22 protein-coding genes and 1 pseudogene are annotated in these 25,466 nt (G+C 64.5%); 12 read left to right on the top strand and 11 right to left on the bottom strand.

Going from position 1 to position 25,466, the window contains the following annotated elements; all coding sequences use genetic code 11:
* The first annotated feature begins 2 nt into the window (after positions 1–2).
* The 3 genes from ACCD07_RS00895 to ACCD07_RS00885 all read left to right on the top strand — a co-directional run bounded on the left by ACCD07_RS00895 (position 3) and on the right by ACCD07_RS00885 (position 1,933).
* The gene (locus tag ACCD07_RS00895) at positions 3–908 is read left to right on the top strand and encodes an SDR family oxidoreductase (protein ID WP_413446228.1); all 906 of its coding nucleotides are present in this window, start codon (positions 3–5) and stop codon (positions 906–908) included.
* 276 nt (positions 909–1,184) lie between these two features.
* Positions 1,185–1,622, top strand: a complete 438-nt coding sequence (locus ACCD07_RS00890; RefSeq protein WP_413446249.1) for a GNAT family N-acetyltransferase — start codon at positions 1,185–1,187, stop codon at positions 1,620–1,622.
* 68 nt (positions 1,623–1,690) lie between these two features.
* Positions 1,691–1,933, top strand: a complete 243-nt coding sequence (locus tag ACCD07_RS00885; RefSeq protein ID WP_413446248.1) for an SRPBCC domain-containing protein — start codon at positions 1,691–1,693, stop codon at positions 1,931–1,933.
* On the opposite strand, the gene ACCD07_RS00880 is transcribed toward ACCD07_RS00885, so the two are convergent.
* Positions 1,930–3,306 (bottom strand): wax ester/triacylglycerol synthase family O-acyltransferase, encoded by a 1,377-nt coding sequence (locus ACCD07_RS00880; protein ID WP_413446227.1) that lies wholly within the window; start codon positions 3,304–3,306, stop codon positions 1,930–1,932. The two genes, ACCD07_RS00885 and ACCD07_RS00880, sit on opposite strands and share 4 nt — an antisense overlap.
* Before the next feature lie 46 nt (positions 3,307–3,352).
* On the bottom strand, positions 3,353–4,903 hold the full coding sequence (locus ACCD07_RS00875; protein ID WP_413446226.1) for an SDR family oxidoreductase: 1,551 nt from the start codon (positions 4,901–4,903) through the stop codon (positions 3,353–3,355).
* 312 nt (positions 4,904–5,215) lie between these two features.
* Here ACCD07_RS00875 and ACCD07_RS00870 point away from each other — a divergent pair, with 312 nt between their 5' ends.
* Together ACCD07_RS00870 and ACCD07_RS00865 are read left to right on the top strand one after the other, a co-directional pair.
* Positions 5,216–5,416 (top strand): hypothetical protein, encoded by a 201-nt coding sequence (locus ACCD07_RS00870; RefSeq protein WP_176650959.1) that lies wholly within the window; start codon positions 5,216–5,218, stop codon positions 5,414–5,416.
* A 270-nt stretch (positions 5,417–5,686) separates the two neighbouring features.
* Positions 5,687–7,378, top strand: a complete 1,692-nt coding sequence (locus tag ACCD07_RS00865) for a methyl-accepting chemotaxis protein (protein WP_413446225.1) — start codon at positions 5,687–5,689, stop codon at positions 7,376–7,378.
* Positions 7,379–7,382: 4 nt separating this feature from the next.
* On the opposite strand, the pseudogene ACCD07_RS00860 reads toward ACCD07_RS00865, so the two are convergent.
* Positions 7,383–7,758, bottom strand: a pseudogene (locus ACCD07_RS00860) (ketopantoate reductase C-terminal domain-containing protein); the annotation flags it as partial.
* A gap of 62 nt (positions 7,759–7,820) precedes the next feature.
* Here ACCD07_RS00860 and ACCD07_RS00855 point away from each other — a divergent pair.
* Positions 7,821–10,184 carry a S53 family peptidase gene (locus tag ACCD07_RS00855; RefSeq protein WP_413446224.1) on the top strand — a complete coding sequence of 788 codons (2,364 nt, stop codon included), beginning with the start codon at positions 7,821–7,823 and terminating at the stop codon, positions 10,182–10,184.
* A 176-nt stretch (positions 10,185–10,360) separates the two neighbouring features.
* Here the strand turns inward: ACCD07_RS00855 and ACCD07_RS00850 are convergent, their stop codons facing one another.
* Together ACCD07_RS00850 and ACCD07_RS00845 are read right to left on the bottom strand one after the other, a co-directional pair.
* Positions 10,361–11,749 carry an efflux transporter outer membrane subunit gene (locus ACCD07_RS00850; RefSeq protein ID WP_413446223.1) on the bottom strand — a complete coding sequence of 463 codons (1,389 nt, stop codon included), beginning with the start codon at positions 11,747–11,749 and terminating at the stop codon, positions 10,361–10,363.
* Positions 11,750–11,759: 10 nt separating this feature from the next.
* Positions 11,760–13,037, bottom strand: a complete 1,278-nt coding sequence (locus ACCD07_RS00845) for an efflux RND transporter periplasmic adaptor subunit (protein ID WP_413446222.1) — start codon at positions 13,035–13,037, stop codon at positions 11,760–11,762.
* Positions 13,038–13,281: 244 nt separating this feature from the next.
* Here ACCD07_RS00845 and ACCD07_RS00840 point away from each other — a divergent pair, with 244 nt between their 5' ends.
* Together ACCD07_RS00840 and ACCD07_RS00835 are read left to right on the top strand one after the other, a co-directional pair.
* Positions 13,282–13,494 carry a hypothetical protein gene (locus tag ACCD07_RS00840; RefSeq protein WP_413446221.1) on the top strand — a complete coding sequence of 71 codons (213 nt, stop codon included), beginning with the start codon at positions 13,282–13,284 and terminating at the stop codon, positions 13,492–13,494.
* Between the two features lie 43 nt (positions 13,495–13,537).
* Positions 13,538–14,083: a group II truncated hemoglobin gene (locus tag ACCD07_RS00835; RefSeq protein ID WP_413446220.1), complete on the top strand. Its 546-nt coding sequence runs from the start codon at positions 13,538–13,540 to the stop codon at positions 14,081–14,083.
* Here the strand turns inward: ACCD07_RS00835 and ACCD07_RS00830 are convergent.
* Positions 14,001–14,912: an alpha/beta fold hydrolase gene (locus tag ACCD07_RS00830; RefSeq protein WP_413446219.1), complete on the bottom strand. Its 912-nt coding sequence runs from the start codon at positions 14,910–14,912 to the stop codon at positions 14,001–14,003. The two genes, ACCD07_RS00835 and ACCD07_RS00830, sit on opposite strands and share 83 nt — an antisense overlap.
* A gap of 116 nt (positions 14,913–15,028) precedes the next feature.
* A complete protein-coding gene (locus ACCD07_RS00825) occupies positions 15,029–15,208 on the bottom strand; it encodes a hypothetical protein (protein WP_413446218.1) in 180 nt (59 codons plus the stop codon).
* Here ACCD07_RS00825 and ACCD07_RS00820 point away from each other — a divergent pair.
* From ACCD07_RS00820 to ACCD07_RS00810, 3 genes are read left to right on the top strand one after another with little or no spacing between them, the layout of a single operon-like run.
* Entirely contained in the window at positions 15,207–18,002 is a 2,796-nt protein-coding gene (locus ACCD07_RS00820; protein WP_413446217.1) for a triple tyrosine motif-containing protein, read from the top strand. The two genes, ACCD07_RS00825 and ACCD07_RS00820, sit on opposite strands and share 2 nt — an antisense overlap.
* A gap of 60 nt (positions 18,003–18,062) precedes the next feature.
* Positions 18,063–18,698 carry a response regulator transcription factor gene (locus ACCD07_RS00815; RefSeq protein ID WP_353403498.1) on the top strand — a complete coding sequence of 212 codons (636 nt, stop codon included), beginning with the start codon at positions 18,063–18,065 and terminating at the stop codon, positions 18,696–18,698.
* 35 nt (positions 18,699–18,733) lie between these two features.
* On the top strand, positions 18,734–19,525 hold the full coding sequence (locus ACCD07_RS00810) for an SDR family NAD(P)-dependent oxidoreductase (protein WP_413446216.1): 792 nt from the start codon (positions 18,734–18,736) through the stop codon (positions 19,523–19,525).
* A 51-nt stretch (positions 19,526–19,576) separates the two neighbouring features.
* Here ACCD07_RS00810 and ACCD07_RS00805 read toward each other — a convergent pair whose 3' ends face one another.
* Entirely contained in the window at positions 19,577–20,005 is a 429-nt protein-coding gene (locus ACCD07_RS00805; RefSeq protein WP_413446215.1) for a RidA family protein, read from the bottom strand.
* 85 nt (positions 20,006–20,090) lie between these two features.
* Here ACCD07_RS00805 and ACCD07_RS00800 point away from each other — a divergent pair, with 85 nt between their 5' ends.
* Positions 20,091–20,591, top strand: coding sequence for a RidA family protein (locus ACCD07_RS00800; RefSeq protein ID WP_413446214.1), 501 nt, complete (start codon positions 20,091–20,093; stop codon positions 20,589–20,591).
* On the opposite strand, the gene ACCD07_RS00795 is transcribed toward ACCD07_RS00800, so the two are convergent.
* From ACCD07_RS00795 to ACCD07_RS00785, 3 genes are all read right to left on the bottom strand, one after another.
* Entirely contained in the window at positions 20,576–21,439 is an 864-nt protein-coding gene (locus ACCD07_RS00795; protein ID WP_413446213.1) for a helix-turn-helix domain-containing protein, read from the bottom strand. The genes ACCD07_RS00800 and ACCD07_RS00795 overlap by 16 nt on opposite strands.
* A 64-nt stretch (positions 21,440–21,503) precedes the next feature.
* The gene (locus ACCD07_RS00790) at positions 21,504–23,285 is read right to left on the bottom strand and encodes an NPCBM/NEW2 domain-containing protein (RefSeq protein ID WP_413446212.1); all 1,782 of its coding nucleotides are present in this window, start codon (positions 23,283–23,285) and stop codon (positions 21,504–21,506) included.
* Between the two features lie 163 nt (positions 23,286–23,448).
* Entirely contained in the window at positions 23,449–25,419 is a 1,971-nt protein-coding gene (locus ACCD07_RS00785) for a sialate O-acetylesterase (RefSeq protein ID WP_413446211.1), read from the bottom strand.
* Between the last annotated feature and the right edge of the window lie 47 nt (positions 25,420–25,466).

Below are 25,466 nucleotides of genomic sequence, written 5' to 3'. Positions count from 1 at the left end.
TAATGAAAACATTCAGAGACAAAGTCGTCGTCATTACCGGCGGTGCAAGTGGTTTGGGCCGCGAATTCGCCAACGTGGCGGCGCGCGAGGGCATGAAGCTGGTGCTGGCCGATGTGCAACGCGACGCGCTGGACCGCGCGGCCGCGGAGCTCAGGGGACAGGGCGCCAGCGTGATCGCCATGATCTGCGACGTGCGCAAAGGCGAGCAGGTGCAGGCGCTGGCCGACGCGGCCGTGGCCGAATTCGGCGCCGTGCACCTGCTGTTCAACAACGCCGGCGTCGGTTCGGGCGGGCTGATCTGGGAAAACACGGAAGCCGACTGGGAATGGGTGATGGGCGTGAACGTGTGGGGCGTGATCCATGGCGTGCGCATCTTCACCAAACTGATGCTCGATGCGGCGTCGCGCGATCCGTCGTTCGAAGGCCATATCGTCAACACGGCGTCGATGGCGGGGCTGCTGAACGCGCCGGCGATGGGCGTGTACAACGTCTCCAAGCATGCGGTGGTGTCGCTGTCGGAAACGCTGTACCAGGATTTGCAACTGGTCGGCGCGCCGATCGGCGCCTCGGTGCTGTGTCCTTACTTTGTGCCGACCGGCATCAGCCAGTCGCACCGCAACCGGCCGGAAGACGTGCGCATGACGCAGGGACCGACCGCCAGCCAGCTGGCCGCGCAGGCGATGACGGACAAGGCGGTCTCGTCTGGCAAGGTCACCGCCGTGGACGTGGCCGAGATCACCTTCAAGGCCATCGCCGACGGCCAGTTCTACATCTACTCGCATCCGGGCGCGCTGGCCGGCGTGCAGGAGCGCATGGAGCACATCGTCGCCGCCACCAATCCCGGCGACCCGTATGCCGCCACGCCGCACGTGCGCGAAGCCTTGCGCGCCAAAATGAAACTGGGTTGAGACGAATGCATACGCTTGCCTGATCATCCTCGCAGTGCTCGCCATCGGCAACGCATGGTCGCGCGAATGGTTGTACGCGTGCTGGTTTTCATTGGCGATTTTCTATAACCTGTATCCCACGGTCCTGTCGTCGTGGGTGTTCGGAATAGCCAGCATAGTGCTCGTGGTGGCCGCGCTGACGCGGTGGATACGAAAACGTCGTCGTAGTGGCGGCGCGGCGCCCTGAAAGGCATCTTGCGTGCGACAATCGTGTTCCGCCAACTTGATTGCACGCCGATGACCGACACCGCCAAGCACGATATCCGTTTCGGAGACTGGAACGCCCCGCTCAACGCGGACGCCAGGCTCATTCGTTTTGAAGTCTTCGTCGAAGAACAGCAAGTTCCCGCCGAACTGGAGATGGATCACATGGACGCGGTCTGCCTGCACGCCGTGGCCTACGACAGCGCCGGCACGCCGATCGGCACCGGCCGCTTGCTGCCGGACGGCCACATCGGCCGCATGGCCGTGCGCCAGGGCGCGCGCGGCACCGGCACCGGCGGCGCCTTGCTGCAAGCGCTGATGGAGCAAGCGCGCGCCCGCGGCGACAAGCAGGTGGTGCTGAGCGCGCAAACCCATGCCGCGCCATTTTACGAGCGCCATGGTTTCGCCATCGACGGCGACGAATTCTTCGAGGCCGGCATCTCGCACATCAACATGCAGTACACCTTTTAAGGAACGCCGTCATGACCAACATCGTTGAGAATTTCGATCCTGAGCTGGACCTGGTGTTCTAGCGCGACATCGACATCTCGCCGGAGCAAGTCTGGGCTAGATGGACCAAACCCGAGCATCTGGTGCACTGGTTTACGCCGGCGCCGTGGAAGACGCTGGAAGCAGAATGCGACCTGCGTCCGGTCGGCCAGTTCCGCTCGGTGATGGCCGGCCCGTCGGCCACCCTGGAAGCGCACAAGCAGATGGGCTTTCACGATGGCTGGGGCAAGGCGCTCGACCAACTGATCGCCCACATGAAGCAGCTGGGTTAGGCTGCGGGCGCCAACGGCCGGCCCGCAAGGCCGGCGTCGGTGGTTTCCTGGGGCAGTTCCCCCGGCACCGGGCGGGTGGCCAGTTCCAGCTCTTCGAAAGCGTCGTAGGTCAGCGCCATCAGGCGGTCGGGATCGGGCACCAGGTCGGTGTCGACGAACAGGGCCAGCTGGATCTGGCCGGCGTAGGAGATGAACGCCAGGCCCACTCCCAGCTTGCCCGCCTGCGGCACCCAGCAGATCAGGTCCGTCATGCGCGAGCCGGCCAGGTAGCGGCGGCTGCCGGGACCTTCGATATTGGTCAGCACCACCGAGCCCTTGGACGTGAACAGATTCAGCGCGAAGTGCTGCAGCGCCGTCGGCAGGCAGCCGGCGATCGACAGGAAGGCCATCGTGGCGCGCGGCTGGTGTGAGCGCTTGATGGCCGTCATGCGGTCGCTGGACTGGCGCAGCCGCACGCGCGGGTCGTCGACATTGGTCGGCAGGTCCACCGCCACCAGACCGAACTCGTTCCCCAGCTGGAAGGCGTTGGCCTTCTCGCGCAGGTTGAAGGTGACGGCGGCGCGCAGCGCGCGACCGTCGGGACGCTGGCCATGCTCGTCCAGGTAGCGCCGCAGCGCGCCGGAGACGGCCGCCACCCACACATCGTTCAAGGTCACACCCATGCGCTTGGACATGGCGCGCACCCGCTCCATCTCCAGCGGCGGCAGCCAGACCAGCTGCTTGGCGCCGGTCATCGGCGCCTTGAAGCGGCTGTGCGCGTCCGGCCACAGTACCGACAGCCGCGCCACGTGGGCGGCGATCTTCAGCCACGACACGCTGCGAGCCACCGCCGAGCACACGGCGTTGTGCGCGACCGTGGCGCGGTGCGGATGGCCGACCGGCGAGGGCGTGCGGCCATGCACGCCGTTGTCGTCGGTCAGGTGGTTGAGCACATGCACCAGGCCCAGGCCGTCGGTGATGCAGTGGTGGACGCGGAACACGATGCCGTGGCCGCCGTTGACGCGGTCCAGCACCGTCATGTGCCACATCGGCCGGTCGCGTTCCAGCGGCAGGTGGGCGATGCGCGTCATGTGGGCCTGCAGCTGTTCGCGGCTCACTTCCTGCGACAGCTGTTCCAGCTTGATGTGCTGGGTGATGTCGAACCGCTCGTCCTCCACCCAGTGCGGGCGGCCGCGCCGCTGCACCACCTTCTGCGTAAAGCGCGGATAGTTGGGCAGGCGATGCGCGATGGTGGACGTCAGCCGCTCCATGTCGACCGCGCCTTCGAACAGCAGGATGCTGTTGATGACCATCAGGTTCTTGTCGGTGTCCATGCGGTGCCATGCATAGTCGCGACGCGTCATCGCCGCCGGTGCTGCGGTTGGTTTGCTCATGTGATGCCGTCTCCTCGTGCGGCGCCGGATCTTTGCCGGCGTCCGCTTATATTTTTACAGGTGTCGCTTTTGCCCGTGCTTCCGTTGACGGCGATGGCGCAGCTGCGGCTGCCGCCTCCACCGATTTGGGTGAGCGCGGCCGCAGCGCATAGCGGTTCAGGCCCGCCATGTGGATGCGGCACAGGTATTCCTTCCAGTCGATGGCGCCCGGGTCCACCATGTAGCGCGCCCGGTCTTCGCTGCCGAAGCGCTGCGTCAGCGCCATCAGCGATGTGTTGTGGAACACGTAGCGCGGCGCGGTGTAGAACGAGAACGTCAGGGCCAGCAGTTGCGTGGTGCGCAGCGCCTCGAGCTTCGGCGATTCGCCGGCGCCCAGCAGCCGCCGCACGCCGCTCCAAGTCGTGGCGCCGATGCGCATCGCCCGCAGCATCAGCAGGAACGCGGGACGGCTGACAACCCGGAAGTCGTGTTTCGGCTCTTGGTAGAACAGGCGCTCGTAGCTGCGCCAGTTGCGCTTCGATTCGGTTTGTATCAGGTCGATCACGCGGCCGACGGTGATCGGGTTGGCCGATCCGGTGCAGGCCTGGTAGATGCGGGTGGCGCCCGGATCGGCCAGCGCTTCGGCGGCGGCCAGCACGATGCTGTTGGCGACCAGGTCGGCCGGCACGATGTCGACGATTTCATTCGGCTTGGCCGGGAAGAAGCTGGTCTTGCCGCGCGCGTAGGCCAGGATGATGGCGTCCGCCACCTTGACGCCTTCGAGCCAGCCGGGCGCCGGTTCCTGCAGCGTGCTTTCGATGATGGACGGCCGCACGATGGTCAGCGTCTTGCCGCGCATGGCCTGCATCGCCAGCTGTTCCCCCATCCACTTGGTGAAGGTGTAGGTGTCGTTCCAGCCGTGGTAGTTGGCCTCGGCGATGCCCAGTTCCGTCAGGCGGCGTTCCAGCTGCTCCGAGCCGATGGTCTCTGCCTCCACCACCGCGATGCGGTGCTGCAGGTGCTTGAGCAAACCGTATAAATCAAAGTGGCCGTCGGCATGGCGCGGGATGGCGGCGCGCGCCGGCGTGACGTTCTGTTCGAGCATGTCGCCGCGGTTGTAGCCGTTGACGTAGCAGGTCGAGACCTGGATCAGCGGCGCGTTGCCGGTGCGAGCCAGTTCGCAGATGTTCTGCACGCTGAGCGCGTTGATGGCCAGCGCCTCGTCCAGCGCCTCGCGGAAGTTGACGCTGGCGGCGGCGTTGATCACCACGTCGACGCGGCGCGCCAGCGCGGTGAAGTCCGGCAGCAGCAGGCCGAAGCAGGGCTCGGTTACTTCGCCGGTCACGCATTCGATCTTCTCGGCGAAAAATTCGGCCAGGAACGCGGGCCGCTCGGCGCGCAGGCGGTCGAACACCGACGAGGTGGCGATGTCGCGGTCGAAGCGATGGCGCGCGTCGGCGCCATGCTTGCCGCCGCGTATCAGCAGCACGATGCCGCCGATGTCCGGCACGCTGCGGATGAGCTTTTCCAGCACCACCTTGGCCAGGAAGCCGGTGCTGCCGGTAATCAGGATGCGCTTGCCCGACAGCGCCGCTTGCACATTCAATGCTGGTTTCATAGGGTTCTCAGAAACGGTGTCATTACTACAATGATCCGATCTTAGAGCGAAACCCGGGAGTGACTGGCGACTTTGCAGTGGCTTTGGAAGCCAAACGCATGGCGGCGCGAGTCATGCGGCTGTGGTGCCGGGGGAAGCGGTGTGGCAGCGTTTACAACATTGAGGCATTTGCGCAACGAACTATGTTCTTGCGGAACTCAGTCCAGTCCTACAGCGGAGTGGGCGGTGCTCCTATATCGTGCCGTATCGCGTGGGCAGATGATTTGTTACCGGCTGCGGCCGGCAATTTAACCACCTGAACAGGAGACCACCATGAACCAAGGTAAAAACAATCCATCGCCATCGGAAAATTCCAAACAATCGGGCACTCCAGGCTCGCAGCAAAGCGGCACGCGCGGCGGCAGCCAGCAGCAGAGCGTCGACACCAGCCGCGATAGCAAGAACAAGGAAAACAGCAATCCTGGCCAGCGCCAGTCCGGCAGCCGCGACGAGCGCGGCAACCGGGACGATTGATTAAGGTTTGCCCGGCAACAGACCGCCACAGGTCTCCTTGATCGCCGCGGCAACGATGTCCACGCGTCCGGGCGCCCCAGGCAGGGCGCGGCGGATGCGTGGTTTGCGCCACACATTGCTTGCAAATGGGAAATTATAACCCTACACTTGTAAGCAGAATTTCGCGCTGTGCCACCACGCGCAGCCGCTCTCATCAGAACGCCTCTTCGGCCCAGCCCCGCCGGAAAATCTACTTTTTCCGTCAAACCCTTACCCGGTGGAGCGACTGCTATGAACAATCTGAAAATCGGCACCCGCCTGAATATCGCCTTTGGCGCCATGTTGGCGCTGTTGGTTATCATCGCCTACATCGGCTGGTCGTCGCTGTCGACCACCAAGGCGCGCATGGATACGGTCGTCAACGAGAACAACGCCAAGATCGCGCTGTCGAACCGCATGCTGATGGACCTGAACCTGATCGCGCGTTCGGCCCGCAACTTCATCCTCTACACGGACAAGGACGTGCAGGCCAAAATGGTGACGCGCATAGACGGTGCCGAAAAGAGTTTTAACGCCAGCGTCGAACAACTGGGAACGCTGGTCCGCAGCGTCAAGGCCAGGCAACTGCACGCCGACATCAAGACGAAGGCGCCCGAGACGCTGAAGCTGCTACGCACCGTGCTGGCCTTGGTCAATGACGGCAAGCGGGACGAGGCGCCGAGCTTCCTGCTGAACTCCGTCCAGGCGCAGCAGGATGGCAGCTTCGCGCTGATCAACGCGATGATCGATCTGCAGGAAAAACAGAACAAGGATCTGATCGAGGAAATGCACGTCGAATACGTGTTCGCGGTCAGATTCCTGCTGATTACCGCCGTGCTGGCCTGCGTTGCGGCGACCGGACTGGCATGGTCGATCACGCGCTCGATCACGCACCCCATCAATGAGGCCGTGTCGATCGCGCAAACCGTCGCCGCCGGCGACCTGACCCGCCACATCGACGTCGAAGGCAAGGACGAGGTCAGCAAGTTGCTGACGGCGTTGAAGGGCATGACCGACAGCCTGGCCGCCATCGTTGGCGAAGTGCGTTCCGGTACCGAGACCATAGGAACCGCGTCGCGCCAGATCGCGGTCGGCAACCAGGACCTGTCGTCGCGCACCGAGGAGCAGGCCAGTTCATTGGAGGAGACCGCGTCGTCGATGGAGGAACTGACTTCCACCGTCAAGCAGAATGCCGACAACGCGCGCCAGGCCAATGTGCTGGCCAACTCCGCGTCCGAGGTGGCGCTGCGCGGTGGCGCGGTGGTGTCCGAGGTGGTGCAGACGATGGGGTCGATCAACGACTCGTCGAAGAAAATCGTCGACATCATCGGCGTGATCGACGGCATCGCTTTCCAGACCAATATCCTGGCGCTGAACGCGGCGGTCGAGGCGGCGCGCGCCGGCGAACAGGGGCGCGGCTTCGCGGTGGTGGCGTCGGAAGTGCGCAACCTGGCGCAGCGCTCGGCGTCGGCCGCGAAGGAAATCAAGGAACTGATCGGCGATTCGGTGGAGAAAGTGGAACTGGGCGCGAAGCTGGTCGACCAGGCCGGCGCGACCATGGGCGAGATCGTCGACAGCGTCAAGCGGGTGACGGACATCATGTCCGAAATCGCCTTCGCCAGCCAGGAGCAGAACGCCGGCATCGAGCAGATCAACCAGGCCGTCACGCAGATGGACCAGGTGACCCAGCAAAATGCCGCATTGGTGGAGGAGGCCGCGGCGGCGGCCGAATCGATGCAGGACCAGGCGGTCAAACTGGCGCAGGTGGTCGGCGCCTTCAAGCTGGGCGCGCATCGGGGCGCTTCGGCCGCCGGCAAGCCCGCTGTCCGCCGGCCGCTGAAGGTGGTCAAGGCGGTGGCGAAAATCGCCGCGAGCCCACGCGCGCAGGCGGCGCGGCCGGCCAGGGTCGCCGCGGTTGTCGGCGTCGATTGGGAAGCGTTCTGACTGTTTAGCCTGCCGCCGGCGGATTCAGGCCGTGCACGCGGCCGAACAGGGCGTCGATGTGCGGCGTGGCCAGTTGCAGGCGCTGGCCGATCTTGCGCACGGCCGCCACCAGCGCGTCGAGTTCCAGCATGCGGCAGGCTTCGGCGTCCCGCAGCAGCGAGCTTTGGAAGGCGCCCAGCTTGCGCGTGATCAGGTGGCGCTGCTCGGGCGTTTAGGCGATGCGTTCGCCGATGACGGCCGCCTCGCGCATCGCGGCGCGGCAGAATTCGGCCACCAGCTGGTCGTCCGGGATGCAGTCCGCAGTCGCGCCGGTGATGGCCGATACCGGATTGAGCGTCATGTTCCCCCCACAGCTTGTACCAGATGTCGTAGCGGACGTCGGTAATGCATAAATAATGTGCGATAATTTCCGCGTGGATACAAAATGGCAGCGCCAAGGCGGATGATGAAAAATCAATATTTAACAAAATATAACGTATCTGCGGTGGCGCTGCTGGCGCTCGCACTGTGCGCGACTGCCCTGCTGAGCGCATGCGGCGCTGGCGGCACTGACAACTCCGCTGAAACGCGTCTGGTACAGGGCGCAGCTCCGCTCGCAACCGGCTCGACCACGCTGGTACTGGATGCCGGCACGCTGCCGGCCGAAGATGCCCAGCGCATGGCGCTGCCGTCGTTCCACATGGCGCCGGTCGAACTGGCGGCGCCGGACGATCATGCCGACAGCGCCACCGCGCCGGTGCACGCACAGGCCGTCCCGACTGAATTCCAGCACCTTTCGACTCGCCGCCTGACCATGCAGGCGCTGCGCGGCCGTCACCTGGAAGCCATGCGCAACCTGAGCCCGGAAGCGGCCGCGGCGCCGGCAGCCTCCGGCAGCGTGGTGGCGACCTACACTCCGGCCCAGATCCGCGCCGCCTATGGCTTGCCGGCGCTGCCGGCGGCCGGCAGCGCATTGACGGCCGCCCAAGCGGCACAGCTGGGCGCCGGCCAGACCATCTACATCCTCGACGCCCAGCATGACCCGAACGTGGTCGCCGAACTGGCCGCGTTCAACACCAAATTCAGCCTGCCGGCCTGCATCACCAAGACCATCGCTCCCACGGCCAGCCTGCCGCTGGCCGCCGCCTCCACCAGCGGCTGCGAACTGGCCGTGGTGTACAGCACCGCCAGTGGCGCCATGACCGCGACCCAGCCCGCGTACGACTCCGGCTGGGCCAGCGAAATCACCCTCGACGTGCAGTGGGCGCACGCCACCGCGCCACTGGCCCGCATCGTGCTGATCGAAACCGCCGACGCAAGCTACAACAATCTGCTGGGCGGCGCCAAGCTGGCCAACGCGATGGGGCCGGGCATCGTCTCGATGAGTTTTGGCGGTTCTGAAAGCAGCGGTACCGTCTCCTCCGACAGCGTATTCGCCGCCGCCGGCATGACCTATCTGGCCGCCACCGGCGACTCCGGCGCAGGCGTGTCGTGGCCGGCGGTCGCGCCGCATGTGCTGGCGGTCGGTGGCACCACGCTCAGCTATAGTGGCAGCGGACTGCGTTCCGAAGTGGCCTGGTCCGGCACCGGCGGCGGCGTCAGCCTGTACACGGCCACGCCGAGCTACCAGACCAGCTCCGTGCCGGGCATGGGCACGCCCGCGCGCCGCACGGTGGCCGATGTCGCCTTCAATGCCGATCCATCGTCCGGCCAGTACGTGGCGATGATCGCGCCCGGTAGCACTACGGTGCGCTGGGGCAGCGTGGGCGGCACCAGCTTGTCGACGCCGCAGTGGGCCGGCCTGATCGCGGTGGCCAACGCCACCCGCGCGCTGAGCGGCAAGGCGGCAATGGGTGCGCCGCATGCGGCCTTGTATGGCGGGATCGCCGCCGTGCCGGGCACCTACGCGTCCGCCTTTGCCGATGTCACCTCCGGCAGCGACGGCAGCTGCGCTGCTTGCACCGCCAAGACCGGCTACGATCAGTTGACCGGCCTGGGCACGCCGAACGTGTCCAGCCTGTTGTCGACGCTGTCGGGCCTGACCGTCACCGCCGCGCCGCAGGTGGGCTCGGCCAGCATCAAGGGCACGGTCGGGACAGCGTTGACGTTCACGGTTTCCACCGTTGCGGCTAATACGGTCGGCTATACCCTGAGCGGGGCGCCGTCCGGCATGAGCATCAGCAGCGCCGGCGTGGTCAGTTGGGCAACGCCGGTGACCGGGACCTACGCCGTCACCGTGACCGCCAAGGACAGCAAGACCGGCCTCAGCGGGCAGGGCGTGTACACCGTCGTCATCGCGCCGTTGTCGGCGCCGGTGCTGACTTCCGGCACCATCAGCGGTAAGGTGGGCGTGGCGTTGTCGTTCTCGGCGGCGGCCAGCAATGCCAATCCGGTCACCTACGCGCTGAGCGGCGCGCCGTCCGGCATGGCGATTAGCACTGCGGGCCTGGTCAGCTGGGCCAAGCCGGTGGCCGGTATCTACACCGTCACCGTCACCGCCAAGGATAGCAAGACCGGCTTGAGCGGCCAGGCCAGGTACACGGTGCAAATCACCGCCGGTGGCCCGGTGATCACGGCCGCGGCCATGACGGGCGTGGCGGGCAAGCCGATGACGGGCTTGATCACCATCGTGGACAATGGCGCCAGTTCGGTGTCGATCACGATCTCCGGGGTGCCACTGGGCATGATGTTCCAGTCCAACGGCCTGAGCGTCATGCCGTACTGGAGCGCGCCGGTGGCCGGCAGCTATCAATTGAAGGTGGCGGTGACCGATAATGCCGGAGGCAGCGCCCAGCTGACGATCCCGGTGACGGTGACTGCGCGCTGATCGAAATTTAAGACAACAAAAAACCCGCTGCTCCGAAAGGACCAGCGGGTTTTTTGTTTGGTTCGTTGGTGCTCGGGCTGGAATCGAATGGGGCGTGCCAACAGAATGCGGTATTTTGCAGGCTTGGCGACTATCAGGCCGTCATTACGTTCCATGGGAACGGCAAGCAAGGCAAGTCAGCCGGCCGTCCAGCCACCGCCCAGGGCTTTATACAGCGACACGGTGGCCTGCAGGCGCTTCAGCTTCAGTATTCCCAACTCATTTTGCACGTCCGACAGGTTGCGCTGGGTATCGAGCACGGTCATCAAGTCTTCCGCCCCCGCCTTGTAGCGGATCTCCGACAAATTGAAGGCAAGACGCGTCTGTTCCAGTTCGACCTGTTTCAGCTGACGCTGCTCATCGATGCTCCTGATCTGGCCTAGCACGGTGTCTACTTCCGCCAGCGCCGCGAGCACGGTCGAGCGATACGCCTTCACCAGTTCCTGTTTTTGTTCGATGGCCAGATCACGTTCGGTCCGCAGACGTCCGCCGTCGAAAATTGGCGCCATCAGCGAGGCGCCGACATTGGCGAACAAATTCTGGCCATTGAGCAGCGAGAGCAGGGCACTGCTTTGCGTGCCCGTCGATCCGGTCAGGCGTATGCTGGGAAACAGTGCCGCGCGCGCCGCGTCCACGTTGGCGCTGGCCGCCGCCAAAGTCGCTTCTGAACGGCGAATATCCGGCCGCCGCGACAGCAGTTCGGATGGCAGGCCCGGCGTCACCTCGGGTAAGCTGATGGTATCGAGTCCGCCATGCCCGATCCGGAAGGTTTGCGGCGGGCGACCAAGCAAGATGGCCAATGCCGATTGCGCTTCGCGTTCCTGTTGCTGCAAATCGGGGATCGTGGCATGTTGGCTGGCAACGGCGGAACGCTGGCGGGCCAGGTCGACCGAAGTGGCGGCCCCCACGCTGCGCTGCGCCTCGACCAGCGACAGCACACGTTCGGCATTGCCGACGTTCTCGCGCGCCAAGTCGAGGCGGTCGTGGAGGGACAGCACTTGCAGATAGGTCGACACAATGCCGCTCGTCACCGTCAAGGCGACGGTTTGCCGATCATAGAAATTGGCCCTTAGCGATGCCTCGGCCGCGGCGATGCCGGCCTTGCTCTTGCCCCAGAAATCAATTTCGTAAGACACTTGCAACAGGCCGCTGGACGACACATTGGCGTTGCGATGGCTGCCGAGCGGCAGATCCCGGCTGGCGCCTGCGGACACATCGACCGATGGCAGCAGGGCGACCCCCGCAATGCGGGCCTGAGCCTCTGCCTGGCGCACACGCGACAGCGCGGCGGCCAGTTCCAGATTGCCTTCTTGTCCCTCGCCTACCAGCTGGCACAGCTCGGCGCTGCCAAAATGTTGCCACCACTGGGCATCGGGCCATTCCTGGGCGCTCGCTTTATCCGCCTGCGACCAGCCGGCCGGCAAGTCGAGTGCCGGCGGCGCTTCCGCCACGGGAATCGTGTGCGCACAGCCCGCCAGCAAGGCGCCGGCCAGACACAGCGAGGAGAACAGAGCGCGGCGCTTCATGGCGTTCCCATCAGCGCAGCGCGGCGCCACCGGCGCCTGGAGCGGCCGGCTTGGGCCGCAGCGCGACGGCCGGCGCCGGGCCGACCAGCAATTGCTCGCCGGCTTCCAGGCCGGACAGCACTTGTGCCTGCTGCTGATTGCGCACGCCAAGTTTCAGCTTGCGCGCATCGACTTGGCCGTTGGCGGTCAACACGTTGACCTCGCATAATTTCTCCGCATCGCACTTGCCCAGCAAATTGAGCGGCAACAGCACCGCATCCCTGGCCTGCGCGACGATGAACTGCACCTGGGTCGTCATGCCGCTCATCAGCTCCTGCTCCGGATTGTTGACCTCGAACAGGACGTTGTAAAAAGTCTGCTTGCCCTGTTCGCCCGTGCCTTCGGCAGGCACCGGAAGTACCTGCCGCAGCTTGCCCGACCAGATGCGGCCAGGATAACCGGGCGTCTTGAAATTGGCCGGCATGCCGCGTCGCAGGAGTGTCACATCGATCTCCGCCACGCGTGCCTGCACCGTCATTTGCGAAAGATCCGCGATGCGCATCAAGGGCACGGCGGCTTGCCCAACGCCCGCCGTTTGTCCGGGCCGCGCATTCACGGCAACGACGGTTCCGGAAATCGGCGCCAGCACCTGCGTGTGCTGGCGGCTCTCCTCATCGGATTTCAGCGTCGCCTCGAGCTGGCGGATCTGGGCGTTGATGGAATCCACCCGGGCGCGGGCCGAAGACAGACTCATGCGGCTCGACTCGAAGCTTTCTTCGCGCGTGGCATTTTGCGCCTTGAGCTGGGTCTGGCGCTTGAACTGCAGCTCGGCAAAGTCCGTCTGTGCCTGCTGGTCTGCCAGTTCGGCCTGCAGGCGCGCCATTTGCGCGCGATTGCTTGCCATCTGGTTTGCCTGGACCGCAGGCGACATTTCCATCACCACTTTGCCTTTTTGCACAGTATCTCCGACGGCAACCAGGACCTCTTTTACCTGGCCCGCCACCGGGATATCCACGTCCGCGAATTGATGGAATTGCAATTTCCCGATGGCGTCGACCGTTTGCTGCAGATCACCGCGCTGCACCGTCACGGTGTCTGCGGGCGGGTGCGGCAGCTCTGACGTGGCAGCCAACGGCGGCGCCTTCGGCTGTTGCGGCACTTGCGCCAGCACAACGCCGGCGTTGAGCGCCATTGCCAGCGCGCCGGCCGTCAGGCCGCCATGCCATCGGGGCCGGGACGGGCCGGCAGGAACAGGGCGAGGAGCGCGTCCATCGGTCATCAGTTTTACATCGGGATAAAGCAGGTGCATGCGGTGGGTCCAACCAGGTCGTGACGCGACAAGTAAGGCCCCTCGCATCGTTAGAAACTGCGGGTATTCTAGCGCATCATCACCAATTCGCCTTGCGCGCTTTCGAGGTAGTCGCGCTCGACTACTTAATGAAACCATTCGACGACCAGCGCTTCGAGCCGGAATTTCAGCGCGGGCATCAGCGTCCTGGGCATCGCGTCGCTGGCGATAGGGGTTGTTCCATATTTAAGAGGCCATCGCAGTGATGAATAACCTGCTCGAAGAAATGCTATTCTGTGAATTCATGCTCGTGTGCGAGTCCCATGACTGCCGCGCGTTCTTTGAATTCGAAGAAGCTGCCAATCATCCGATGGAGGAGTGGGCCAGCAAGGCGGCGGTGGCGGCGAGGGCGTGTGGTTGGACGATCGGCCGCACGGGACTCGTGAAATGCGCAAAATGCGCCGCGCGCATTGATTGACCTGCTCCTCTGGATGCCTTAGACCGCATTTGAAAGGTTCCGCATGTCCGAAAACATTCCTACGCTGTACGAATGGCTGGGCGGCATCGATGCCCTGCGTCGTCTGACCGCGCGCTTCTACGAGCATGTCAAGCGCGATGCCTTGCTGGGCCCCGTGTTTGCCCATATGGGCGACGATCATCCAGCGCATGTCGCCGCCTTTCTTGCCGAGGTGCTGGGCGGGCCCACCACCTACTCCGAGCAGCACGGCGGGCACCCACATATGATTCAGCAGCATCTCAACCGGCATCTCGCCCAGGAGCAGCGGCGCCGCTGGGTTGCTCTGCTGCTTGAAACAGCCGATGAGTTGGGCATGCCCGACGATCCGGAATTCCGCTCGGCGCTGGTTGGCTATCTCGAGTGGGGATCGCGTCTGGCCGTCATCAATTCGCAGCCGGAGGCGCAAGCCGATCAGGATGCGCCCATGCCCAAGTGGGGGGGGGTGAAGTCAAGGGACCATATCGCGGCTAGCGACCACTCAGAAACTGAACCAGCTTGGGCACCACTTCCGCCGTCGCTTCTTCCATCAGCCAGTGTCCGCTGTTCTTGACCACCACGCCTTCGACGTTGGTATCGACCAGGCGCGCCTGCTGTATCAGGAATTCACCCGATGCCTTCTCGCCGGCGAGGACGAGCATCGGCATGGTCAGCGGCGTTTTCATGTACTGGGCGAACTCCTCCGCATCCGTACTGAAGGCGCGGAAGACTTCGAAACCTGCGCGCATATGGCCCGGTTGGGCGTATTCGGCGGTATAGAATTTACGATCCGCTTCGCTCAGCGATTTCGTTTTGTCGGCGGCGAAGTCGTTCCAGAAATGTTCGAAATAAGTGCGTTCGCGTCCTTTAACCAGCGCAAGCGGCGTCTCGCCATAGAAATGGAAATGCCACAAGTCGCGCAGCAGCCAGACATCCTTCCAATTGCCCACACCCGGCAGGAACGCATCCATCAAGACAATCTTGTTGACCTCCTGCGGATACTGGGCGGCATAGGCGTAAGCGACCATGAGGCCGATGTCGTGACCGACAACCTTGGCTGACTTGATGCCAAGGCTGGCTGCCAGCGCGTGGACATCCTGTGCCATCACCGATTTGGTGTAGGGCCCCTGCGGCAGGCCGGATTGTCCGAAGCCGCGCAAATCGGGGGCGATGACCAGATGGTCCTTCGACAGCTGGGCGATCAGCGGCAGCCACATGTGGCTGGACTCGGTGTAGCCATGCAGCAGGATCACAGGATCGCCCTTGCCGGCGGACAGGTAGTGGATCCGCACGCCATTTATTTCCGCAAAATTGCTCTTCGGGGCTTGCGCATGAGCTGGTCCGATGAAGGCGTACAACATCAGTAAGCCCGCGCATAGCAACCTGGTGACAGTTCGTAACATGATGATCTCCCGTGGTTAAACCAACAGAATATCCAACTGATCGGCGCGGACATACACACTATCGGGTGGTTTATTTCTATACAATATTCGCGGTAGCAAAAATTTCAGAATTACAATTAATCGCCGGTTTCTTCCATGAAAAGTCCATTGATGAGTTGCGGCAGAATATTTTCCTTGTTGGTAATTCTTTCCTGCTGCCTGACGTCGCATGCCCGTAGCATTTCGGCCGCGCCGATCAATCTGCACCACACCAGCTGGACCGTTCGCGATGGCGCCCCGGCCATGATTTTGTCCATGACCCAGGCCCAGGACGGCTGGCTGTGGCTGGGCGGTCCGACCGGCCTGTATCGCTTTGACGGTATCCAGTTCGAACAGTTCGCGCCGTCCAACGCGCCTTTGTTGACCAGGAATGTCAGCGTGGTCAACGCGTTTGCCGATGGCTCCTTGTGGATAGGTTACCGCACCGGCGGCGCCGCGCAGCTGCGGCATGGACGCATCCGCAACTACAGCGAGCGGGAAGGCTTGCCTGGCCGCTCGGTCTGGGGCGTGGAGCAAGACGGCGACGGCCGCGTCTGGGCGGCGACGGCGCAGGGAATGTATTACCTTGAAAACGAACGCTGGCAAGCGCCCGCCGGTTCGTGGGAGGTACCCGGCGGACAGTACAAGACACTGATGCGTGACCGCCAGGGTGTGCTGTGGGCGCAGTGCGATACCGGCGTCTATTTCCTCCGGCCGGGCAGTAAACAGTTCGCCAAGGCGCCGGTCAGCAGCGGCACCGGCGTGCTGTTTAACCTGCCCGATGGCCGCGTGGTGAGCTGGGATGCCGGGCATGCCCGTTTCAATCAGCTTGCCGGGCCGGCGCAGGGCGGCTATCCGCAGCATTGGGAGCACCTGGGCGACCCCGCCAGCCTGCTGTTCGACCACCGCGGCGATCTCTGGATAGGGCTTAAAGGGGGGCTTGAATACCGCACCGCGAACGGCGTATCCGGCCGGACCACGCCGCCGCAAGGTTTGAGCGGCCCCTCCGTCGGCGCTATTTTCGAGGATAGGGAAGGGAGTGTGTGGGCCGCCACGTCCTCCGGGATAGATCGTTTTCGCAGCCGGCGCCTGGCAAGAATCGAGGTCCCCGAGTCGGCCATAGGCGCCGCGATCCTGGCCGATGACAGCGGCGGCGCCTGGATAGGCGGCTTTCATGTTTCCGTCAGCGATGCCGGCCAGGCCAGGATCACGCCGTTGTGGCCAGCCAACCAGGAGGGCTGGGCGGATATGCTGACCGGCTTCACCCGCACCAGCGACGGCGTACTATGGGGCTCATCCTACGGCGCGCTGCGCCGCATCCAGGGCAAGGACAGCCGGAGAATTGCATTGCCCGCCACCATAGGCAACAGGGTCGTCAAAAGCGTGCTGGCGGAGCAGAACGGCGACCTGCTGGCGGCGGTACAACACCTGGGCTTGTATCGTCGGAGGTCCAACGGCGAGTGGGAGAAAACCGGAAACGAAGGCGAAGTCAGCGTGATGGCCCGCTCGGATGCTTCGGGCCTGTGGCTGGGCTACTTTCCCGGCCGCGTGGCGCACGCCGAGGGCGCCGGATGGCGCAACTATGGTCCGGCCGACGGCCTCACCGTGGGTCTGGTGATGGCGCTGCACCTGCATGGCCGGCACGTGTGGGCGGGCGGGGACAACGGACTCGCGCTGTTTGAAGCCGGCCGGTTCCAACAGGTCGGCGGCTTGAATGGCGAAACCTTCGACGGCATCTCCGGCATCGTCGAACTGGATAACGGCGATCTGTGGCTGAATGCCACGGCAGGCCTGTTCCGCATTGCCAGCGAAGAGATCGCCAAATTCAAACGCGTCCCGGATTACCGCGTGCAGTACGAGCGCCTGGATCAGCTTGACGGGTTGGAAGGAAGTGCGCCGCGCCTCGTTCCATCGCCTTCGCTGGTGCTGTCGTCCGACTCGCGCCTGTGGATAGTCCGGACGACCGGCGTGTTTCGATTGAATCCCAGGGAGCAATTACCGCTTTCGCCGGCACAGCCCGCCATCATCAAGACGATCGGACCGCCGGGAGAAGGCAAGGCGGCGCAGGAGCATGCGCAATTTGCTCCCGGCGTCTCCGCATTGCAGATCGATTACACCATTCCCTCGCTGGCGATGCCGGAGCGGGTACGGTTTCGCTATCGACTGGAGGAAGTCGATGCGGATTGGCAGGAGGTAGGCGCCCGCCGCAACGCGTACTACAGCAATCTCGCGCCCGGCGATTATCACTTTCGCGTTGCGGCCTCCGATTACAACGGCAAATGGGCCGGTCAACACGCCATGGCGCACTTTACGATCGCCCCGGCCATGACGGAAACCTGGTGGTTCAAGGCGCTATGCGGCGCGCTGCTGCTGTCGGCGGCCTATCTGGCATACCGCTGGCACATCAACCGTATGTCCAGGCAAATGGCGCATCGCCTGCAGGAACGGGTAAGCGAGCGCGAGCGCATTGCGAGGGAGCTGCACGACACCCTGCTGCAATCGGTGCAAAGCCTGATCCTGCATATTCACGCCGCCGTCATGAAAATGCCGCCCAAAGACGCGATGCGCATGCAGCTGGAGAATGTGCTGCAGCAGGCTGACGACGTGGTGGATGAAGGCCGCGGCCGCATACGCGAATTGCGGGGCGAAGACGACAAGCTCAGCTTCCCGGACGCGCTGCTGGCCGCCGCGAACCGCTTGCAGCTTTGCGAGGCAAGCGCCATCCAGTTGAAGATGAGCGGCGCGTTGCGCCAGCTGGATGGCGCGATTTATCAGGAAGCCATGGCAATCGCCATCGAGGCGATCGCCAACGCCTGCAGTCACGCCAGGGCGCAGCGCATAGAGGTGGAACTTCAATACGGCATGCGGGAATTCCGGTGTATCGTACGTGATGACGGTGTCGGCATTCCTGCGGAAATCCTGGGTGACGGCGGGCGCCGGAATCACTGGGGAATGCGCGGCATGGCGGAGCGCGCGGCCAGGATTAACGCCAAACTCGTGTTGCGCAGTAGCGCCGAAACCGGCACCGAGTGGCAGCTGACGCTGCCGGCAGCCCTGGCTTATACCCAATAGGGTGATGTCGGCAGGACTTTCCGGTGATACGCTAGTCCAAGACGATAAAGGAGCGCTGTTATGGAAAGCAGGGGCGGCGGAATGATCAGGGTGATGATCGCGGACGATCATCCCTTGCTGCGCAGCGGGATCGCTGCCGTGCTGTCGGCCGATCCGAAGTTCTCGGTGGTGGCGGAGGCCGGGGATGGCGACGGCGCCATCGAGCAATACAAACGCTTCCGTCCCGACATCACGCTGATGGATGTGCAAATGCCGGGGCGCAACGGCATCGAGGCGACCACGGCCATCCGCAGCCTCAATCCGCAGGCGCGTATCATTATCCTGACCACCTACGCCGGCGATGAACGCGTGGCGCGCGGTTTGAAGGCCGGGGCCAGCGGCTATCTCCTGAAAAACCTGGCGCGTACCGAATTAAGCAGCTATATCGTTGCCGTGCACGCAGGACAGTGGCAGCTATCGCGACAAGTCGCCAGCAGCCTGGCCAACAACTTCCAGCAGGATACGCTGAGCAAGCGCGAGCTGGAAGTACTCCGCTATGTCGCGGATGGCAATTCCAACCGGCGTGTGGCCGACCGGTTGGGCTTGAGCGAAGACACCATCAAGGCACACATGAAAACCATCCTGCACAAGCTCGACGCGCGCGATCGCACCCATGCCGTGACGATCGCCATGCACCGCGGGTATTGGGACAATTAGATTTCACTTTTCGCAGACAACCAAGGAGTATCGACATGGATTTGCAACTCGGCGGCAAGACCGCCTTAGTCAGCGGCAGCACGGCCGGTATCGGCTATGCCATTGCGCACCAGCTGGCCCAGGAAGGCGCAAGCGTCATCGTCAACGGCAGGATGCAGGCAAGCGTGGATGAGGCGGTCGATCGCATACGTTCTGAGACGGGCGGTACGGTTCTGGGCTATGCCGGCGACCTTAGCCTGCCCGAGGCCGCGCAAGAGGTGGTTCGACGCCATGCGGGCATCGGCATTCTGGTCAACAACCTCGGCATTTTTGAGCCCAAGGCCTTTGAAGACATTCCCGACGAGGACTGGCGGCGCTTCTTCGACGTCAATGTGCTGAGCGGTGTCCGCCTCGCGCGCCTGGTGCTGCCGGAGATGAAGCGCGCGAATTGGGGGCGTATCATCTTCATCTCCAGCGAAAGCGCGGTGCAGATCCCCACCGAAATGATCCACTACGGCATGACCAAGACAGCACAGCTTGCGGTGTCGCGCGGACTGGCGGAGTCGGTTGCCGGCACCGGTATCACGGTCAACAGCGTACTGCCCGGCCCGACCAAATCGCGTGGCGTCGGCGACTTTGTTGAGGACCTGGCGCGATCGGCCGGCAAGAGCTTCGAGCAGGTCGAAGCGGAGTTCTTCGAACATGTGCGGCCGACGTCGTTGATCAAGCGCTTCGGCACGCCGCAAGAAGTTGCCTCGCTCGTGGCCTATGTGGCAAGCCCGCTGGCATCTGCGACCACCGGCGCGGCGCTGCGTGTCGACGGCGGTGTGATCAAGAGCGCCTTCTGAATCCATCGGCGCTGGCCGGCGGCTGGTGGCCGATCTGCACGCCGGAAAGGCTCACCATGAATCCATGCGGCTTGCTCCCTGGCCGGTTTCGCGCACGACGGCGATGGCCTCGATTTCGATGTGGGCCTCCGGCGTGTACAGGGCCGATACTTCCACGATCGTATCGGCCGGGTAGGGCGGCGAGAACCATTTGCGGCGCAGCTTGACGACGTTGGCGTAATTGCTCATCGAGGTCAGGAAGATGGTGACCTTGATCACATGTTCCAGGTCCGAGCCGCCGGCCCGCAGCGCCCGTTCCAGATTCAGGAATGCCTGATTGGCCTGACTGTCGAAATCGCCATCGCCGACGATGCCGCCGTCGTCGCCGGCGCCGGCGCCGGCCTGGCCGGACAGGTAGAGGAGGTCACCCGCCCTGATCGCCTGGGACAGCAGGAATGGCGCATAAGGGTCGGGGATGGTATGAATTTGTTCAAGTTTCATGGCATGCTCGCGGTAGGGAATAACGGATGCTACCGGCCACCGGCGCGGCCGGCGCGCAGCAAACGCGGACGCGGCGCAGGTTTCGATGGCGGCCTGCCGCGATATCGGCGCACCCTTCAAATCCGCGCAATTCACGCGTTTCCCGCGTACCGCGCAGGGGCAGGCGGCCTATGATGAGCCCTGCTTAACGGAACCCGGGACACACCATATGAAGTTGGAAAAAATTAGCGGCCGGTCGGCGGCGATCCGCGTCGGCGACATCATCTACGCGTCGGGCCAGGCGGCCGTCGGCGGTGACGGTTGCCTGGTCGGCGCCGACGATTTCGATCTCCAGGCCCGGCAGGCGTTCGAGAATGTGGAAAGGGTGTTGCTGGCAAACGGGACGACGATGAACCGTGTCATCAAGGTGACGCTATTCCTGACCTCGATGAACGATGCGCCCAAGATGCTGGCGCTGCGCCGTCTATGGTTTGCGCCGCCTTACCCGGCCGAATCGATGGTCGAAGTGAGCGCGCTCCACGTGCCTGGAGCGAAGATTGTGGTCGACGTCATCGCCGCGTGGGCAGGGCCTCAGGCAGCCTTCTGAACGTCCCTGGGCGTCATGCCCAGGATGCGATTCATCCAGTGGGCCAGGTGGCTTTGATGGGCGAAACCGACGTCGAGCGCCACCTGGCTCATGCTGAGTTTGGTATGCAGTAGCAGGGTACGGGCGCGCTCAACGCGCCGCCGGACCACGTACTGATGTGCCGGCATGTTCAATGTTTGGCGGAACAGCGCGCTGAAGTGCGGTACGCTCAGGCCGGCCACGGTGGCCAGTTCGGACAGAGAAAGACGCTTGGCCAGATTGCTTTCGATATAGTCGAGAACGCGCGCAGCCGGTACCGTTCCCAGCTTTTGTTGTTTGACATCGGCGGGCGCTTCGCCGCAGACCAGGCGTACCACCATCGCCGTGCACAGGCTTTCCGCGTACAGCGGATCGGAAGCGGCTTCCGCTTCGAGTTCAGCCCGCAGCGCCCACGCCAGGTGCACAAAACGCGGATCGCGCAACTGCAATTGCGGATGCAGCCGGCGCCGGCCTGCGGCGCCGGACATCTGTTCCGTGGCGGCGCGCACGAAGTCTTCGGTCATCCAGACCCCGAAAATGGTGCAGCCCGCATCGTCGTTCCAGCGGCCGTCGACGCCCGCAGGCACCACGTCGACGTCGCCCTGTGTCTGGATGCGGGCGCTGGGTCGTCCGTCGCAGGCGCAGTGTGCCTTGACCGCCGCGCCGACATGCACGGCGACGCGGTGATGCGGCCGCGCCGCTATCGCATGCAGCCCGGCGGAGACCGTGAACAACTCCGCGCCGAAACCGTCCCACGCCCGGCCCTCGCTGGAGCGCACCACAACGCGCGATATGGCGCCGGACGGCGGCTGTGGAGCTGGCAGGTGCATGGGGCCTCGCGAAGGATCGGGAACGGGTCTGAGTATAACTGACCGCCCAATACCGCGCTGACGACTACCGGGAGTCTGGTCGAGCCGGCGACAACAGCGCGGCGTTGCCCCAGCTTACCGGCAACTGCTCGTTGACTTGCGCCGTGCTGCGGGCCACCAGTTCAATCAGGCTGACGCCCGCGACATCGGCGCTCAACGCCTGTGCCGGCTGCCCCCAGCGCAAGGGCTTGCTCTTTGCCAGCAACTTGCCGTCGCCGTAGATCATGAATGTGACGCCGTGCGTGCGGTCCTGTGCGGAATCGTCCACGCCCACCTGGGCGCTCAGGCTGCGGTAACCATTGTTGCGTACTTCCAGCCGGGAATTGGCCAGGATGCCGATGCCGGCGGCGTAGGGCGTGCCGGCAATCTGCATCGTCTGGCCGTAGGGCGTGCTGTCGGCGCGCGCGCCGCCCCAGCCGGCATACATGGGCCGTTCGCCCGCGCCCTTGGTCCCGGTCCAACCGGCCGACGAGCGGAAGATCGAGGGATCGGCCTGCGGCCTGGTCACGCCATCGACGGCCGGATTCACGCTGCCAGGGCGTTCGGAAAGGTAGATGCCCTGTGCCAGCACGCGCGTACCCTGGACGCGAAAGATCCGCGTCTCGCGCGGCGCGACACGCAGCTTGGTCTCGTTCGTAAACGTGGTGTCCGCCTTGGTCCAGAGATCGGTCAGCGTGATCGGGGCGTCGTTGCGGAACTTCAGCTGCTCGGCGGTCAGGTCGACGTCCATCGGCGCGAGGCCGCGGTTGAAGATGGCGACCGCCTTCTGGCCCGATGCCAGCGGCTTGACCAGGATCTCGAGATCGTCGGCGTCATAAGCGAGCGTCGCCTGGTTGCCGGCAGGATCCTGATTGACCGCGATGATGTCGGTATTGCCGACGATGTCCATCAGCGGCTGCGGCATGGTCCTGAGGTCGGCGCCTATCATCAGCGGCGCGTTCAACATGGCCCAGAGTGCGAAATGCGATCTGGCTTCCACCAGGTGATTGGCGTCGAAGTCGCCCTTGCCGATGTACAGCATGTCCGGGTCGTTCCAGCTGCCCGGATGCGCGTACAGCTCGCGCCTTGCCGCGCTGTCGAAATTGGTCAGCAAGCGGGCCCACGACGGCGTGATATCGTCGCTGGTGCGGGAGAGGTTGCCGAAGTTTTTACCCCATGCGCGCACATCGGCGGCGCCCCATACGCACAGCGACAACAGGAAGTCGCCATCGGGATTGTTGCGCACGAGCGCCGCATTAATCTGGGTAAATTCCGCCTGCACCGCTGGAATGTTGGAGCGGGTGACCGATTGCAGGTCCAGCACAGGCGCCAGCGCGCGATACTGGCCTGAGCGGACTTTCGGACTCGCGGCGCCGTAGGCGCGCAGGCCGCAGCCGTCGACCTTGATGAAGTCGAAACCCCAGTCGGCGAAATAGAGCGCGATATCCTGATCGATATGGCCGTAAAGGCCGACTTCGCGCTCGAGCACGCTGCCCTTGGGGAGGTCGGTGTCATCGCCGGAATAGGCCTGGGAACAGGTGTTGCGGCCGAGGTCCGAGTAAATGCCGGCCTTGAGCCCCATCGCATGCAGCTTGTCGGTGAAAGGGCGGAAGCTGCTGGTGCTGCCCTTGACCGACGAAGGGAAGCGGTCGGCCCGTATCACCAGGCGGCCATCGGGTATCTGGCGGCGCGCCCACCAGCCGTCGTCGATGTTGATGTAACGATAGCCGGCGGCGGCCAGTCCGCTGTCGACGATGCGTTGGGCCGAGCCGAGTATCTTTGTCTCGTCGATATCGGTACCGAACGCGTTCCAGCTGCTCCATCCCATCGGGGGTGTCGTCGCTCGACCGGCGGTGTAGGCACTCCAGTGCGCTGTTGGCGCAAGTGGATCGGTCGCCGCGTGCAATCCACCTGTGGCGAACCAAAGGGCTAGCAATGCCAGGCCGGGCCGCCGGCGTACAGTCGTTTGCGCTTGCATTGGGTAGTCCAATTTAATTTGAGGCAGTTATGTCGAGCTGGAACGTCGAGACCGGCTGATCGTCGCCGCTGAACAGATTCACGAACGGTGCATCGGCCCAGGCATAGCGCACGCGTGTGACGCCGGCCGTGCCGGCGCCGGGCAGGACGACGGTATCGCCGGCCACGCGCGCGTCGGCATAGCGGCAGGCCGTACCCGCGCACACTTCGAAGCCGATGGCGCGATCGGATGAATACGTCGCCAGGCCGCCGCCCGTGTCGCGGAAGGCGATGACGATGTCGTTGCCGCTGCGCCGCGCGGACAGCGGGTAAGGGCTGCCGGGCGCCGTCTTCTCGCCGTACGCAACGGCGCGCGCGGCGCGCGCGAGGCGCTCGCCGACGATCGTCTTCTGGGTCGGATGGATGTCGAAGCGGTCGCCCACGTCAAGCGTGACGGCGAGTCCCGCATGGTCGTCGTGCGCCACGGATTCGGCCTGCGCGGCGCGCAGCTCGGCCCAGTTGGACTGGCCGGGTGTCTTTGCCGTCGAGCTGAACGACGTCAGCTGCGCGACCAGGAAAGGCAGCGCCGGCTGGTCGAAGCGCTGGCGCCAGTCGCGCATCAACATGGGCAGCAGCGTGCGGTATTCCTGCGCCGCGCCGGTGTTCGATTCACCCTGGTACCACGCCGCTAGCTTGAATTTATAGCCGACCAGTGGGGCGATCATGCCGTTGTACAGGGTGGTGAGGCTGGTCGGCACGTCCCACGGCGCCGGCGGCACGGACAGGCCGGTCAACGCGCTGCCGCGCTGGACTTTCCAGGCGCCGGGCAGGGGGATCACTTGGCCGTCCGCCGTGCCGATGTTGCGGCTGGCCGGCTGCCCCGACGGGCCGCCGCCCTGGCCGGCGTTCAGCACGCGCATGGCGATCAGGTTGCGTCCCGGCCTGAACACGCCGGCCGGCACGGAATAATCGCGCCCTATCCAGGATGTGCTGGTACCGCCCACGCGCACGCCGTTGACCCAGGTGGTGTCATAGGTGTCGACGGGGCCCAGGTGCAGCACGTTCGCCGCCTTGGCCTGCGCTTCCGTCAGGGTGACGGTCGTGCGGTACCAGACCACGCCGTCGAAGTCCTTGAAGCCGGCCAGGCCGCAGTCCTTCCACGATCCGGCCGGCGTGACGGTCTGCCACGCGGTGTCGTCGAAGTCCGGCGCGGCCCATGCGCGCTGGGCGGCCGCGGCCGGGTCGTGCGCACGCCACCATGCTTCGTTACGCGCGTCCTCGGCGCGCATGGCCGCAGCCGCATCGGCGCCGTACTGCGCGACGGCGGCGACGCCTGCCTTGTAGTCGCCGAAGGTGCGCAGCGACTCGGCCCCGATCCAGCTCTGAATTGTTGTCCCGCCCCAGCTGGCGTTGATGAAACCCACGGGTATCTTGTAGCTGGCCTGCAGCGAGCGCGCCATGTAGTAGCAGACGGCGGACGCATCGCCAACCGTTTCCGGCGTCAGGGGCGTCCACTCGGCCGGGCCCTTGAGCTCGTCCTGTGGCGTGGCCGCGTTGTTCTTCTGGATGTTCAGGTAGCGCATCCTGTCGTTGCCCGCACCGTATGTGGCGCCGATGGCATTGGTCGACGAGCGCACGGCGAATTCCATGTTGGACTGGCCCGAGCACAGATAGACGTCGCCGACGAGGATGTCGGCGCGACTGACCGTCTGCCCGTCCGACGTCACCGTCAACGCGTACGGTCCGCCGGCAGGTTGCGGCGGCAGCTCGATCCGCCATTTGCCGTGCGCGTTCGCGCTGCCGTTCACCGTGTGTCCAGCGAGCTTGACCGTCAGCTTGCGCCCGGCGCCCGCCGTGCCCCAGAGAGCGATGGGCTGGTCGCGCTGCAGGACCGCGTGGTCGGAAAAGAGGCGCGCCAAGCCGAGTTCGGCCGCGTGGGCGGGCAGGCTGGCGCAGCCGAAGGCAAGCGCCAACAGGGGGGCAGCAATACGTGTTGTCTCCATCATGATTCTTTATCGTTGTAGTCGTGGATGGGGCGGTGCTCGCCCGGGAT

Origin of the sequence: Duganella sp. Dugasp56 (assembly GCF_047304105.1) — a bacterium.
GTDB classification, from domain to species: Bacteria; Pseudomonadota; Gammaproteobacteria; order Burkholderiales; family Burkholderiaceae_D; genus Rugamonas; species Rugamonas hordei.
Note: the sequence above shows the minus strand (reverse complement) of the source record. Positions and strands in the feature narration are given on the sequence as shown.